Source organism: Streptomyces sp. NBC_01384, assembly GCF_045040035.1.
Taxonomy (GTDB): domain Bacteria; phylum Actinomycetota; class Actinomycetes; order Streptomycetales; family Streptomycetaceae; genus Streptomyces.
Map to the genome: position 1 here is coordinate 5,307,324 of NZ_CP109559.1, position 13,495 is coordinate 5,320,818.

Here is a 13,495-nt window from a genome sequence, read left to right on the forward strand (position 1 = left end):
GGGCTACCGGGAGGCAGGCGCGACACGATGCTCACCACCGACTTCGTCACCGGCTCACCCAACTGGGTCGACCTCGGCAGCCCCGACACCATGGCCGCGGCCGCCTTCTACGGGGCGGTCTTCGGCTGGGAGCTGCAGTCCGCGGGGCCGGACGCGGGCGGGTACGGCTTCTTCCAGAAGGACGGCAAGACGGTGGCAGCCCTGGGGCCGCTCACCGATGAGGGCGCGCGTTCGGCCTGGACGGTGTACTTCCAGACCCCGGACGCGGACGCCACCGCCAAGGCGGTCGAACAGGGCGGCGGAGTCGTGCGGGCCGAGCCCTTCGACGTCATGGAGGCCGGACGGATGGCGGCCTTCACCGACCCGGGCGGCGCCGAGTTCGCGGTCTGGCAGCCCGCCGCGGTGGGGGGTCTGGAGGCGGCCTCCGAGGACAACACCCTGTGCTGGGTCGAACTCCACGCTCCGGACCCCACCGGGATCCTCGCCTTCTACGGCTCCCTGTTCGGCTGGCGGTCGCAGGACATGACCATGCCCGGCATGACCTACACCGTGCTGTCCACCGCCGAGGGCGATCAGCAGGACGCCTCGTTCGGCGGTCTCGCCGAGCTCCAGGAGGGTATGGCGCCGCGTTGGATTCCCTACTTCGCGGTGGCGGACACCGACGCCACCGTCTTCACGGCCCAGGGCAGCGGCGGGTCCGTCCTCATGCCCGCCACGGACGTGACCGACGTGGGCCGCCTCGCCTGGCTTGCCGACCCGTTCGGCGCGCCCTTCGCCCTCCTCAAGCCGAATCCTCCGGCCGCCTGAGAACGGGGCCGGAACCCGGGCCGGAACCCGGGCCGGTATGGGGGCCGAAACCGAAGGCGTACGTGGCCAGGAACCCCACCACGTACCCCGTCAGCAGCCCGCCCGCGTAGATCGCCACCGTCAGGGCCGGCCCACCCGTGCCCTTGAGGAGGGGGAACAGGGCCCAGCCCGAGGGGCCGATCGCGGTGGAGCCGATCTTGTCGCCGAGCGTCGAGAAGAGGCCGACGAAGGCGCCGCCCGCCGCGCCGCCCGCGCAGGCGGTGACGAAGGGGCGGCCGAGGGGGAGCGAGACGCCGTAGATGAGCGGCTCGCCCACGCCCAGCAGGCCCGCCGGGAGCGCCGACTTGATCGTCGTACGCAGGGAGGTGTCGTGGCGGAGGCGGACGTAGACCGCGAGTGCCGCGCCGACCTGGCCCGCGCCCGCCATCGCCAGGACCGGCAGCAGGACCGTGTACCCCTGCTGCTCGATGAGGGTGGTGTGGAGGGGGATCAGGGTCTGGTGCAGGCCCAGCATCACCAGGGGGAGGAACAGGCCGCCCAGGATCAGGCCCGCGAAGACACCGGTGTGGTCGAGGAGCCAGTTCGCCGCCGTACCGACGGCCGTCGACAGCTCGCCCGCCGCGTACATCAGGGCGTAGAGCGTCACCAGGCCGGTGAGGAGGACGGTGAGGGTGGGGGTGACGAGGACGTCCAGGGCCTCCGGGACCCGGCGGCGGCACCACTTCTCCACGTACGTTCCCAGCAGCGCGGCGGCCAGCGCGCCCAGCACCCCGCCCTGGCCCGGTGTCAGCGTCACCCCGAACGCCGTCACCTTCGCGACCCCCGCGTACACGATGACCGCCGCCACCGCCCCGCCCAGGATCGGGGTGCCGCCGAACTCCTTCGCCGTGTTGTACCCGACGAAGACGGCGATCAGGGCCATGAAGCCGGAGGCGATCGCGGCGAGGGCCGGGGTGAGGGAGGGGAGCCGGCCGAGGTTGACCAACAGGCCGTTCAGGCCCGCGATGACTCCGCAGCCGATCAGGGCGGGGATCAGGGGGACGAAGATGTTCGCGACCCGGCGGAGGAGGAGTTTGAAGGGGGTCGCGTTGCGCTGTTGCCGGGCTGCCTTCCACTCGGCGCCGCGTGCGGCCAGGTCGGCGGCCGTGTTCATGACGAGTGCACCGGCCGTGTCGGTGAGGAGTGCACCGGGCGTGTCGGTGAGGAGTGCACCGGGCGTGTCGGTGAGGAGTGCACCGGGCGAGTTCGTGACGAGTGCCTCGAACTCCGGAGTCACCCGGGCGACCGTGCCCGGTCCCAGCACGATCTGGTAGCTGTCGCCGTCCGCGACCACGCCGAGGACGGCGGGCAGGGCCCTGAGAGCTTCCTCCCGTACGAGCGTCCGGTCGCGCAGGCCCAGGCGGAGACGCGTCATGCAGTGGGCGACGGAGGTGACGTTCGCGGCGCCGCCGACCAGGGGGAGGATCGCGGCGGCCGTGGAGTCGTTCGATGTGCGCACCCTTTGAGGGTGCTGGTCAGCGGGGCACCGCGGCGAGCGCCGCGCGCAGATGGCCGTCGCTCTCCTCCAGAAGGCGGGCGGCCGTGGGCCCGTCCACCCCGCCGAGGATGGTGAGGATGGCGTTCTTCACCTCGCCGTCCGTGGCGGCGAGGGCCTGTTCGATCTCCTCGTCCGACGCGCCGGTCGCGAGGGCGACGATACGGCGGGAACGGGCCCGTAGCTTCTCGTTGGAGGCGCGGACGTCGACCATCAGGTTCCCGTACGTCTTGCCGAGCCGGATCATCGTGATCGTCGACAGCATGTTGAGCACGAGTTTCTGGGCCGTGCCCGCCTTGAGACGGGTGGAACCCGTCAGCAGCTCCGGGCCGACGACGATCTCGATGCCGTGCTCGGCCGCCGCGGCCAGCGCGCTGTGCGCGTTGCAGGACAGGCCGATCGTCAACGCGCCGCGCGCGCGGGCGTGTGCGACCGCGCCGACGGCGTACGGGGTACGGCCGGAGGCGGAGACACCGACCACCGTGTCGTCGGAGGTCAGGGCGAGCGCCTCCAGGTCGGCCGCCGCCAGCTCCGTCGAATCCTCGGCGCCCTCGACCGAGGTGATCATCGCGCTGGGGCCGCCCGCGATCAGGCCCACGACCTCCGCCGGGTCGGTGTTGAAGGTGGGCGGGCACTCGGAGGCGTCCAGGACACCGAGGCGGCCCGCGGTGCCCGCGCCGGCGTAGATCAGCCGGCCGCCGCGGGACATGCGCTCCGCGATGGCGTCGATCGCGGCGGCGATACGGGGGAGCTGGCTCGCGACCGCCGTCGGCACGGTCGCGTCCTCCGAGTTCATGATCTTCGCGATCTCCAGCGTGGACAGCCGGTCGATCTCGGCGAGCTCGGGACGGAACGCCTCGGTGGTCAGCGCCTCCAACTCGGCGCGCAGATCACGGTAGTTGGATGGGGGGGTCATGAAGGCGCGGCTCTTTCCGGTGCAGGGTGGTGAGGCGCCCCTTCAGGGGCGCGGGGCTGCGAACATATGCGGCTCCGCCGCGTGGGCGCGACCAGCCACAACGGGCCCGCGGCGTTACGACGGCATCCAGTTTTTGCAGGCTTCCAGCGGAGCGCTAGCGCATCCGCCCCCGAGGACTGTGCCGGTGCGCCAGCGCCTCGTACGACGCGGACAGCGCCGGCGCCGCCGTCTCGTACGTCCGCTGGGCGACCCCCACGAACAGACAGTCCACCACCAGCAACTGGCTCGTACGTGACGACATCGCCGCGGGACGCAACTCGCTCTCGCGGGCCGTCGAGGTGGTGAGGATGTGGTCGGCGTACTGCGTGACGGGCCCGTTCGGGCGGCCGGTGATCGCGACCGTCGTCGCCCCGCGCTCGAAGGCGACCCGCAGTGGCTCGATGACGTCTCCCGTCGAGCCGGAGTGGGTGATCGCGATCGCCACGTCCTTGGCGCGCAGCTGCACCGCGTTGGTGACGGCGAGGTGCGGGTCGCTGTGCGGGTGGGCTATCAGACCTATGCGCAGCAGCTTCTGGGCGAGGTCCTGGGCGACCAGGCCGGAGGCGCCGACGCCGTAGATGTCGATGCGGCGGGCGGCGGCGAGCGCGGTGACGGCCGCGCCGAGCTGGACCGTGTCGAGCCCGGCCGCGGTGTCGGCGAGGGTCTGCTGCTCGTCGTACGCGAGCTTGGCGACCACGTCGGCGATGGGGTCGTCGACCGCGATGTCCGCCGTGACGGCGGGGGCGCGGCCCGACTGCTGCTGGGCGGCGAGGCCCGCGAGCGCCAGGCGTAGGTCGCGGTAGCCGGGGTAGCCCAGCAGACGGGCGGTGCGTACGACCGTCGCCTCGCTGGTGCCGGTGAGTTCGGCGAGACCGGTGACCGTGAGGGCCGCGCAGCCGGCCGGGTCACCGGCGACGGCCTCGGCGACCCGCCGCATGGAGCGGGTCATCGACGGGGCCAGCGTCCGCACCTTGGCCGCGAGGGCGGCGGGAGCGGGCGGAGCCTCACCGGCGAAAATTTCCTTCACTTCTCGGGTCACTCTTGAAAGATATTTTCTGCTGGGGTATGCGGTCAAGGGTGCGCACAATGGGAACATGGCCTCCCCATCCCACCCCTCCCACAGCAACCCCATCAGTCCCCTGGAGCAGGCGTTGCACGCCGCCCGTGCCCTCGTCCTCGCCGATCTCGTCGCGGGCGAGGTCGCCGAGGCGGACGTCGTCTCGCTCGTCGAGGACTCGGTGGTGCAGCGCCGCTGGTGGGTCGAGCAGTGGCCGGAGGGCGTCGGCTATGTCGCGGGGCTCGTCGCCCAGGACGTACAGGACGCGCTGCTGGAGCGGTACGGGCGGTGGCCGCTGTGCCCCGTCTGCGGCTCGGGCGACCCGCACGCCCTCGACGTCGAGCCCGAGTTGGGGCCCGACCCGCACTGGGTCTGCCACAAGGCGGGCGTGAGGGTCGCGTCGGTGGGGTTGCTGGGTTCGGCGACCGGCGGGACCCCGTCCTCGTGACGGTCTACATCGATCCGCCCGCCTGGCCGGGGCACGGGCGGCTGTGGTCCCATCTGGTCAGCGATGTGTCGTACGACGAACTGCACGCGTTCGCGGCGGACTTGGGCGTCCCGCCGCGCGCCTTCGAGCGCGACCACTACGACATACCCTCCCACCGCTACGAGGACGCCGTACGCGCCGGAGCGGTGCAGGTCAGCAGCCGCGAGGTGGTGCGGCTGCTGTACGGGGCGGGGCTGCGCCGACGCAAGCACGTCAGCCGCTGAGTACCCCTGGACCGTCCGTACGGGCGTACAGCCGCAGGGACGGGTCCAGCCCGCGCAGTTCGTACGCGTACTGCTCCTCGTCCTCGCTCACCCGTGTGAACCCGGCGCGTGCGACGACCCGCTGGGAAGGGGTGTTGGTCCGCTCTATGGCCGCGAAGAGGAGGCTGAGGTCGTCGCGGGCGAGGGCCCAGGCGGAGAGGGCACGCAGGGCCTCGGTCGCGTAGCCGTTGCCGCGGGCGTTCTCGGCGAGGTCGTAGCCGACTTCCACGCGGCCCTCCTCGTCGGGGGTGCCATGGAAGCCCATGGCGCCGACCGCGCGGCCGTCCTCGGTCCGTACCAGCACGAACACGCCCCACTCCGGGCGGTGCACCCCGCTCTCGTACGCCTTCACGATCATCCCGGCGGCGTCCCGCGTGCCCGCGAAGGGGCCGCCCTCGATCCACTCGAAGCCGCCGGTGCCGCCCGCGCACAGATCGGCGGCGGCCGCCGGGGTGACCCCTTGGAGCGTGAGCCGTTCGGCCTCGATGACCAGGTTGTTGCTCCAGTGCCACTCGGTGAGCGGGGCGCGCCCCGGCAGCTTGCCGCGACCGGTCGCCCACAGGAGGGTGGGCCAGGGGGCGGCCCCGGGCCGGACATGCGGAAAGATCCGGGAGAGGACGTCCGCACAGAGGTCGGCGGGCGGCTCGTAGGCCAGCCCCAGTCCCTCGGCGATGTCATGCGTGTGCAGCAGCACTTCGGTGATGCCCATCGCGGCGAAGCCCTCACGGTTCGCACTGCGGAACGGGAACGGGTGGAAGGCGCGCACCTCGCGCGGTGCGGTGCGCACGGCGGCGGCGAGCAGGGCGCCGGTCGTCTCGATCACGTCGACGACGCCCGCGTTGTCGGTACCGTCCTCGAACGCGATCTCGAAGGGGACGTACCCGGTGGTGGCCCGCCCGGCCAACTGCCCCGCGTACGCGATGAGATCGTCGGCGATGTGCTCGGCCGTCTTCCGGCAGCTCCACTCCAGACGGCCCGCCCTGACACCCTCCCAGTCCCGCCCGGTCGCCGTCCGCAGCAGCGCCACGGCCCCCGCGACGGCTTCCGCCACCTGATCGCCACCCATGTCTCGCATGCGGGTGAGGATAGGCGCGGTCGGGTTCGTGTACGTACTGGATTGTCGCCCTGCTTGTCCTGCTTACCCTGCTTGGCCTACTTGACCTCCGTGGCCGCCCCCATGCTCGTCACCGTCATGGCCGAGGTCGGCAAGCTCGCGCCGGATGTTCTCCCGGGCCCGCTCCTCCCACTCCCGTGTTCCGTACGGCGTCCTGAACAGCACTGGCAGGTCGAGAAGTTGGCGCAGGACGGCTGCCCGGCCCTCGCGGAAGGCCGCGTCCGGGACGAAGGCGTACTCCTCGCGGACGGCGGCGGCGTAGGCGGCGTACGTGTCCGGGGGTGAGGCGAGGATCGCCAGGTCGGCGTCGCAGAGGACCTGGCCGTTGCGGTCGCCGTCGGCCGGGGCGTGGGTGACGGTGAGGCGGACGAGGCGGCCGACCTCCGCCGTCCCTTCTTCCGGCACCCCCGCCTCAGGGAGGGCTCGCTCGGCGAGGCGGGCGGAGCGCTCCTCGTTCTCGGAGCGGTCGGGGAGGTAGACGGCGTCGTGGAACCAGGCGGCGAGGCGGACCAGGTCGGGGTCGTCCGCGTACTTCTCCAGTACGTCGATGTGGTCGAGGACCGCGGTGAGGTGCGCGAGGGTGTGGTACCGGCGCCGCGGCTCCTGCCAGCGGGCGAGGAGGTTGTCGGCGTACGGGGCCGGTTCGGGGCCGCCGAGGGGGCGGGCCCCTTCCAGGGCACGGGTCCAGCGGGTGCGCAGCAGGTCGAGGTCGGGCATGTGCTGATTCTCCCGCCAGGGCTCCGTCGGCAAGGGACCCTGAGCTGCCGGGGCTGCTGTTGACTGTTGAACGAGATGTTGAACGAGGCATCAGCGAACGCAGAAGAACAAGGCCTTCTCGCGGCGGTCGCCGCCCCGGCGTAGGCTGGGATTGGACTAGACCTGTAGCCGCCCCAGAGGAAGAGGTCCTATGAGCGAGCGCAAGCGTGCCCTCCTGGAGGTGATCGCCCTCGGCGTGGAGGACGCGATCGCCGCCCAGGCCGGTGGCGCCGACCGGCTGGAGCTGGTCACCGACATAGCCGCCGACGGGCTCACCCCGGCGGTGGAGACCTTCGTCGGGATCCGCGCCGCCGTCGACATCTCGCTGCGCGTGATGCTGAGGCGGGCGGGCGGCTTCGCGGCGGGCGGCGCCAAGGACGTCGACGCGCTCGTACGGGTCGCGGGGGAGATGCGGGCCGCGGGAGCGGACGAGTTCGTGCTCGGGTTCCTCGACGAGCACGGCGGCCCCGACCTGTCCGCCGTGGAGCGGGTCGTCGCCGAACTGGACGGCTGCCCCTGGACGTTCCACCGCGCGATCGACCGCGCCGCCGACCGCGACTCCCTGCGCAAGCAGCTCGCGGACCTGCCGGGCCTGGACGCGTATCTCACGGCGGGTTCGCCGGACAGCGTGGACGACGGTGTCCCGACCCTCCTCGCCGAGGCCGCCCGCCGCGATGAACCCGGTTACGAGCCGCGGATCATGGTGGGGGGCGGGCTGCGTCTCGATCACGTTCCTCGGCTGAGGGCCGCGGGGATCGACGCCTTTCACATCGGCGGCGCGTCCCGGCCGGGCGGCTGGGACGCGCCGGTGGCGGTGGAGGCGGTACGGGAGTGGCGGGAGGCCGTAGACGCGTAGCGGCCGACGTCCGTGTCGTGAACGCCGCCACCGCCACCCTGAAGTCCCTTACGGTCTGGCTTCTAGCTCAATTGCGGCGGCAGCGGCGCCGCGTGGGTCACGATCAGGCCCGAGACCGCTCGCGTAAGCGCCACGTACAGGCGGCGCAGGCCGGTCCGCTCGTCCGGTTCGCCGTCGACCACGGCCTGCGGCTCGTCCAGGACCACGTAGTCGTACTCGAGGCCCTTGGCGAGGGAGGCGGGGACGAGCGTGAGGCGCGTCTCGGCCGTCGTCTCCTCGCCCGGGCCCAGGTACGTCAGACCCCTCGCCGTCAGCGCCTCGGCGAGTGCCGGGACGCGGGCGTCGGCGGCGATGAGCCCGATCGAGCCCTCGTGCCGCAGCGACTCCTCGCAGGCGCTCACGACCTCCTCGTCGGCGGTGGTCGGGCGCACCTCGAAGAAGCCCGGGTTCTCACGGACCGACGCCACCGGCGTGAGGCCCGGCGCGATGTGCGGCAGCAGCCGGGAGGCGTAGCCGATGACGTCGGTGGGGACGCGGAAGCCCGCCGTCAGCTCCTCGACGACGGCTTCCCCCTTGCCGAGATGGGCGAGCGCCTCGTCCCAACTCCGCGTCGCCCAAGGGGTCGTGCCCTGCGCGAGATCCCCCAGCACCGTCGCCGAACCCGTCGTACAGCGCCGCCCCACCGCCCGGTACTGCATCGGCGACAGATCCTGCGCCTCGTCGAGCACCACGTGCCCGAGGGAGTGCGTGCGCTGGACCAGATCGGTGGCCTCGTCGATCAACACGGCGTCGGCAGCCGACCACTTGGCGGTCTTGACGGACCGTACCGCCCTCTTCCCGGATCCAGGCAGCGCCCAGAGGATCTCCTTCTGCTCGTCCCCGTCGAGGAGCCCCTCCGCGTGGACGGCGAGGAAGTCGGCGTCGGTGAGCAGCCGCAGGACCAGCTTGGCGGGCTCGACCGGCGGCCAGATCTCCTTCACCGCGGCCTTCACGGCGGTGTTGCGGGCGACGGCGTCCTGCACCCGGTCGTCCGGGGCCTCGCCCGAGCGCTCCATCTGGACCAGCACGGCGTGCGCGATCCGCTGCGGAAGAGCCTCGCGGGCGGCGCCGTACCGGATGTCGCGGTCCAGCAACTCCCGGACGATCTCCTCCAGGTCGTACGCCGGTACGCGCCAGCGCCGCGAGCCGCGCACGACCACGACCTGCTCGGTCGGCAGCGTCACGTGCGAGCGGACGGCCCTGCGCAGCACCTCGGCCATCCGGGCGTCGCCCTTGATGACGGCGGCGCTCGCGTCGTCCGTCCCGCGCACCTCCACATGCGCGACCAGGTCGTCGACCGTCGCCTGCTTGACCTCCAGCTCGCCCAGCGCGGGCAGCACCTGCTCGATGTAGTGCAGGAAGGACTTGTTCGGCCCGATGACCAGTGTGCCGGTGCGGGCCAGCCGCTCCCGGTGCGCGTAGAGGAGGTAGGCGACGCGGTGCAGACCGACAGCGGTCTTCCCGGTGCCGGGACCGCCCTGCACACAGACGGAGCCCGCCAGCCCCGCTCGTACGATCTCGTCCTGCTCCGGCTGGATGGTCGCCACGATGTCGCGCATCGGGCCGACGCGCGGGCGCTCGATCTCCCGCTGGAGCAGCTTGCTGGTGGCCGCGGCCTCGGAGGGATCGGACAGGTGCTCGTCCTCGTACGCGGTCAGGTCGCCGCCGGTGTATCCGAAGCGGCGGCGCAGCCCGACGTCCATCGGGTCCTTCTTCGAGGCCCGGTAGAACGGCTGCGACACCGGCGCGCGCCAGTCGATGACCATCGGGTCGCCCTCGGCGTCGTGCACATGCCGCCGCCCGATGTAGAACCGCTCGCCCGTCTCCCGCCGCCGCCCTTGCAGGGAATGCGCTTCGCGCCTTTCTGATCCCTCCGCGCCCTCCGCCTTGTCGGCGCCGGGCGCGTGCAGGTAGTCGAGGCGGCCGAAGAACAGCGGGGTGTGGCTGAGGTCGGCGAGGGCCTTGATGCGCTCGTCGATCTGGTGCTGGAGCACCGCGGCGTTCACCCAGTTCGCGGTGACGTCGCTGATGTCGAGGTTCTCCACGTCCTCGCGCATCGCGCGCAGTGCCGCGCGGGACTCGCCGAGATGGGATCGCTCGCGGGAGAGGGGGTCGTGGGCGTCATGGGGGTCGGCGGACGGGGTGGACACGGGGGCTGCCTCCGGGGACCTGCTGCGTAAGTGATTCCGTCGGGGAATCCCTGGGGAGTCCTTGGGGAATCCCTGGCTGATTTCTGGGTGATTCCTGGATGCCGTCCGGTTTCCGTCCGGGCAGCGGCACTCCGTCGAGGGAGGCGGGCAAGAGCGGAGATTCTAGGTCAGGGGAGGAGGTCCGGGCCAACCGTTTTTCGCGGCATCAGGGGTGCGACCCCCGTATCCCTAGGGGTCGCCGTCCGTCGTGAGGCGTACGCGGAGAGGCCTACAGGCGTACGAGAAGGCCGCCGAGGTTCGGTCCATAGGCCGACGCCATCAGGAGGCGCGCATTTCATCATGGATACATGAGCGCAGCAACCTTCACCCCAGGCCCTGTCCAGCCCGGTCCCGCCCATGGCGCGACCGCCTACTCCTCCGGCCACCACCACCACCGCCTCGGCGACGCCCTGCGCGCCGTCAAGGTCTTCGCGGGCGCGGCCCTCGGCGTGGTGCTCCTCGGCGAGTACGGGGAGGAGGCGGGCGTGCACCGGCGATGAGCTGGATGTCGTAGTCACGGCGGTGAGCCGTACGCCGGGGCGAACTGCCCCCGCACTAGGGTCACTCCGTGTTTCAACGGAACGTGTTTCCCCGATCGCTCAGCGAAGTTGACGCCAGTCGACCGGCAGCGTCCTTCCGCTCGCCGACCATCGCGACCGCCCTGCTCGCCACCGCCCTCGCCATCTCCCTCGCCGCCTTCGCCGCGCTGTGTGTTCTCCAGCGTGCCCCCATGGCCGACGTGCTCGTCTACCGGGCCGAGGGCGCGGCCGTCGTCCGCGGCACGGATCTCTACGGGTTCACCGTCACCCGGTGGCACCTGCCCGCCACGTACCCGCCCTTCGCCGCGCTTCTCTTCGTACCGACCGCCTGGCTCCCGCCGACCGCCCTCAAGGTGACCTTCGTCGCCGGGAACGTGGCCCTGCTGGCCGTCCTCGTCCGGCTCTCCGGACGCCTCGCGGGTCTCCCCGTCCGGCTTCCTGCCGTCTGCGCCGCCACCGCGCTCGCCCTCTGGCTCGAACCCGTCTTCCAGACCGTCCTCTTCGGTCAGGTCAACCTCGCCGTCGCCTGCCTGATCCTCTGGGACCTGACGCGGCCGCCCGGCGCCCCCGGCAAGGGCATCGCGCTGGGCATCGCGGCCGGGATGAAACTGACCCCCGCCCTCTTCATCGGCTACCTGCTGCTCACGGGCCGCAGGCGGGAAGCGACCACCGCCACGGCCACCTTCGCCGGGACGGTGGTGCTGGGATCACTCGTCCTCCCCGCCGCGAGCGTCGACTTCTGGACCCGACGGCTCTACGAGACCGACCGCGTCGGCAAGGCGTGGATCGTCGACAACCAGTCGCTCCAGGGACTGATCGCCCGTGCGCTGGGCGATCCGTCGCCGGGCCTCGCCTGGGCGCTGCCGGCCGTGGCCGTCGGGTGCGCCGGCCTCTGGCTGGCCCGCACGTGTACGGCGTACGACGACCGTGGAGGCATCCTCGTCACCGCCCTCACGGCCCTCCTGATCTCCCCCATCAGCTGGTCGCACCACTGGGTGTGGTGCGTCCCGCTGATCGCCGTGCTGTACGCCGAACGCGGCCTGCGCCCGGCCGCCGCCGTCACCGCGGTCTTCGCGGCCCGCACCCTCTGGCTGATCCCGCACCAGGGAGATCTGGACCTTCACCTCCCCTGGTGGCAACAGCCGTTGGCCGCGCCGTACCCCCTACTGGGGCTGCTTCTGCTCGCTCAGCTGTCGGTCTCGGTCTCGGTCTCCGTCTCGGCCCCGGCCAGCAACTCGTCCGCGTCGACGATCCGGTAGGCGTACCCCTGCTCCGCCAGGAACCGCTGCCGATGGGCGGCGAAGTCCTGGTCGATGGTGTCGCGGGCGACGACGGAGTAGAAGTGCGCCTGGTGGCCGTCGGCCTTCGGGCGCAGGACGCGGCCGAGGCGCTGGGCCTCCTCCTGGCGCGAGCCGAAGGTGCCCGAGACCTGGATGGCGACGGTCGCCTCCGGCAGGTCGATGGAGAAGTTGGCGACCTTCGACACGACGAGCACGCTGATCTCGCCCTCCCTGAAGGCGTCGAACAGCTTCTCGCGCTGCGCGTTGCTCGTCTCACCCTTGATGACGGGCGCGTTCAGGTGCTCGCCCAACTCGTCGAGTTGGTCGATGTACTGGCCGATGACCAGGATCTGCTGCCCCGCGAACTTCCGTACCAGCGCCTCGGTCACCTTCCGCTTGGTCGCGGTCGTCGCACAGAAGCGGTACTTCTCCTCGGTCTCGGCGGTGGCGTACGCGAGCCGCTCGGAGTCGGTGAGGTTGACCCGGACCTCGACACAGTCGGCGGGCGCGATGTACCCCTGCGCCTCGATCTCCTTCCAGGGCGCGTCGAACCGCTTGGGCCCGATGAGCGAGAAGACGTCCGACTCGCGCCCGTCCTCGCGGACCAGGGTCGCGGTCAGGCCCAGCCGCCGCCGCGCCTGCAGATCGGCCGTGAACTTGAAGACGGGCGCGGGCAGCAGATGCACCTCGTCGTAGACGATGAGCCCCCAGTCGCGGGAGTCGAAGAGTTCGAGGTGCGGGTAGATGCCCTTCCGCTTCGTCGTCAGCACCTGGTAGGTGGCGATGGTGACCGGGCGGATCTCCTTCCTCGTCCCGCTGTACTCGCCGATCTCGTCCTCGGTCAGCGAGGTTCGCTTCACCAGCTCGTGCTTCCACTGCCGGGCCGAGACGGTGTTCGTGACGAGGATGAGGGTGGTGGCCTTGGCCTGCGCCATGGACCCGGCCCCGACGAGCGTCTTACCGGCACCGCAAGGGAGTACGACGACACCCGACCCGCCGTGCCAGAAGTTCTCCACGGCCTGCTTCTGGTACGGCCGCAGCGCCCAGCCGTCCTCCGCCAGCTCGATCGGGTGCGCCTCCCCGTCGACGTACCCGGCGAGGTCCTCGGCCGGCCAGCCCAGCCTCAGCAGCGTCTGCTTGATCTGCCCGCGCTCGGAGGGGTGCACGGCCACGGTGTCCGGGTCGATCCGGGCGCCGACGAGCGGGATGATCCGCTTCGACCGCAGGATCTCCTCCAGGACGGGCCGGTCGGTGGTGGTCAGGACCAGCCCGTGGGCCGGGTGCTTGGAGAGCGTCAGCCGGCCGTAGCGGTCCATGGTCTCGGCGATGTCGACGAGCAGGGCGTGCGGCACGGGGTAGCGGCTGTACTCCACGAGCGCGTCGACGACCTGCTCGGCGTCGTGGCCCGCGGCCCGCGCGTTCCACAGCCCGAGCGGCGTCACCCGGTAGGTGTGGATGTGCTCGGGCGCCCGCTCCAGCTCCGCGAACGGCGCGATGGCCCGACGGCAGGCGTCGGCCAGCTCGTGGTCGACCTCCAGGAGCAGTGTCTTGTCGCTCTGGACGATGAGGGGTCCGTTCACACCCGTCCCTTTCTGCGTGCCGTCACCCCCGCGCGGATG

At 71.8% G+C, this 13,495-nt stretch carries 13 protein-coding genes; 6 read left to right on the forward strand and 7 right to left on the reverse strand.

The window, feature by feature from the left end; all coding sequences use genetic code 11:
* Nucleotides 1-27: 27 nt before the first annotated feature.
* On the forward strand, nucleotides 28-807 hold the full coding sequence (locus OG747_RS24535) for a VOC family protein (RefSeq protein ID WP_405881488.1): 780 nt from the start codon (nucleotides 28-30) through the stop codon (nucleotides 805-807).
* On the opposite strand, the gene OG747_RS24540 is transcribed toward OG747_RS24535, so the two are convergent.
* From OG747_RS24540 to OG747_RS24550, 3 genes are all read right to left on the reverse strand, one after another.
* On the reverse strand, nucleotides 782-2,305 hold the full coding sequence (locus OG747_RS24540; protein ID WP_405881489.1) for a PTS transporter subunit EIIC: 1,524 nt from the start codon (nucleotides 2,303-2,305) through the stop codon (nucleotides 782-784). The genes OG747_RS24535 and OG747_RS24540 overlap by 26 nt on opposite strands.
* 16 nt (nucleotides 2,306-2,321) lie before the next feature.
* Nucleotides 2,322-3,257: an N-acetylmuramic acid 6-phosphate etherase gene (gene murQ, locus OG747_RS24545; RefSeq protein ID WP_405881490.1), complete on the reverse strand. Its 936-nt coding sequence runs from the start codon at nucleotides 3,255-3,257 to the stop codon at nucleotides 2,322-2,324.
* A 154-nt stretch (nucleotides 3,258-3,411) separates the two neighbouring features.
* Nucleotides 3,412-4,335, reverse strand: a complete 924-nt coding sequence (locus tag OG747_RS24550; protein ID WP_405881491.1) for a MurR/RpiR family transcriptional regulator — start codon at nucleotides 4,333-4,335, stop codon at nucleotides 3,412-3,414.
* Nucleotides 4,336-4,390: 55 nt separating this feature from the next.
* Between OG747_RS24550 and OG747_RS24555 the strand changes: the two genes are divergently transcribed.
* On the forward strand, nucleotides 4,391-4,801 hold the full coding sequence (locus OG747_RS24555; protein WP_405881492.1) for a hypothetical protein: 411 nt from the start codon (nucleotides 4,391-4,393) through the stop codon (nucleotides 4,799-4,801).
* Complete coding sequence (locus tag OG747_RS24560; RefSeq protein ID WP_405881493.1) at nucleotides 4,798-5,064, forward strand: DUF4031 domain-containing protein; 267 nt, start codon at nucleotides 4,798-4,800, stop codon at nucleotides 5,062-5,064. The genes OG747_RS24555 and OG747_RS24560 overlap by 4 nt, the downstream gene beginning before the upstream one ends.
* Here the strand turns inward: OG747_RS24560 and OG747_RS24565 are convergent.
* Complete coding sequence (locus OG747_RS24565) at nucleotides 5,054-6,178, reverse strand: GNAT family N-acetyltransferase (protein WP_405881494.1); 1,125 nt, start codon at nucleotides 6,176-6,178, stop codon at nucleotides 5,054-5,056. The genes OG747_RS24560 and OG747_RS24565 overlap by 11 nt on opposite strands.
* 63 nt (nucleotides 6,179-6,241) lie before the next feature.
* Nucleotides 6,242-6,934 (reverse strand): hypothetical protein, encoded by a 693-nt coding sequence (locus tag OG747_RS24570; protein WP_405881495.1) that lies wholly within the window; start codon nucleotides 6,932-6,934, stop codon nucleotides 6,242-6,244.
* Nucleotides 6,935-7,124: 190 nt separating this feature from the next.
* Between OG747_RS24570 and OG747_RS24575 the strand changes: the two genes are divergently transcribed.
* Nucleotides 7,125-7,829 carry a copper homeostasis protein CutC gene (locus OG747_RS24575; RefSeq protein WP_405881496.1) on the forward strand — a complete coding sequence of 235 codons (705 nt, stop codon included), beginning with the start codon at nucleotides 7,125-7,127 and terminating at the stop codon, nucleotides 7,827-7,829.
* A gap of 62 nt (nucleotides 7,830-7,891) precedes the next feature.
* Here OG747_RS24575 and OG747_RS24580 read toward each other — a convergent pair whose 3' ends face one another.
* Complete coding sequence (locus OG747_RS24580) at nucleotides 7,892-10,018, reverse strand: HelD family protein (RefSeq protein WP_405881497.1); 2,127 nt, start codon at nucleotides 10,016-10,018, stop codon at nucleotides 7,892-7,894.
* 347 nt (nucleotides 10,019-10,365) lie between these two features.
* On the opposite strand from OG747_RS24580, the gene OG747_RS24585 reads away from it, so the two are divergent.
* Together OG747_RS24585 and OG747_RS24590 are read left to right on the forward strand one after the other, a co-directional pair.
* A complete protein-coding gene (locus tag OG747_RS24585; RefSeq protein ID WP_405881498.1) occupies nucleotides 10,366-10,557 on the forward strand; it encodes a hypothetical protein in 192 nt (63 codons plus the stop codon).
* 230 nt (nucleotides 10,558-10,787) lie between these two features.
* Entirely contained in the window at nucleotides 10,788-11,855 is a 1,068-nt protein-coding gene (locus OG747_RS24590; RefSeq protein ID WP_405885654.1) for a glycosyltransferase 87 family protein, read from the forward strand.
* On the opposite strand, the gene OG747_RS24595 is transcribed toward OG747_RS24590, so the two are convergent.
* Complete coding sequence (locus OG747_RS24595; protein ID WP_405881499.1) at nucleotides 11,783-13,456, reverse strand: DNA repair helicase XPB; 1,674 nt, start codon at nucleotides 13,454-13,456, stop codon at nucleotides 11,783-11,785. The genes OG747_RS24590 and OG747_RS24595 overlap by 73 nt on opposite strands.
* Nucleotides 13,457-13,495 lie beyond the last annotated feature (39 nt).

Bases quoted from the DNA above. Each gene is read 5' to 3' on its own strand.
- OG747_RS24535 (WP_405881488.1), top strand. From the start codon at position 28: ATGCTCACCACCGACTTCGTCACCGGCTCACCCAACTGGGTCGACCTC.
- murQ (WP_405881490.1), bottom strand. From the start codon at position 3,257: ATGACCCCCCCATCCAACTACCGTGATCTGCGCGCCGAGTTGGAGGCG.
- OG747_RS24555 (WP_405881492.1), top strand. From the start codon at position 4,391: ATGGCCTCCCCATCCCACCCCTCCCACAGCAACCCCATCAGTCCCCTG.
- OG747_RS24565 (WP_405881494.1), bottom strand. From the start codon at position 6,178: ATGCGAGACATGGGTGGCGATCAGGTGGCGGAAGCCGTCGCGGGGGCC.
- OG747_RS24570 (WP_405881495.1), bottom strand. From the start codon at position 6,934: ATGCCCGACCTCGACCTGCTGCGCACCCGCTGGACCCGTGCCCTGGAA.
- OG747_RS24575 (WP_405881496.1), top strand. From the start codon at position 7,125: ATGAGCGAGCGCAAGCGTGCCCTCCTGGAGGTGATCGCCCTCGGCGTG.
- OG747_RS24585 (WP_405881498.1), top strand. From the start codon at position 10,366: ATGAGCGCAGCAACCTTCACCCCAGGCCCTGTCCAGCCCGGTCCCGCC.
- OG747_RS24590 (WP_405885654.1), top strand. From the start codon at position 10,788: ATGGCCGACGTGCTCGTCTACCGGGCCGAGGGCGCGGCCGTCGTCCGC.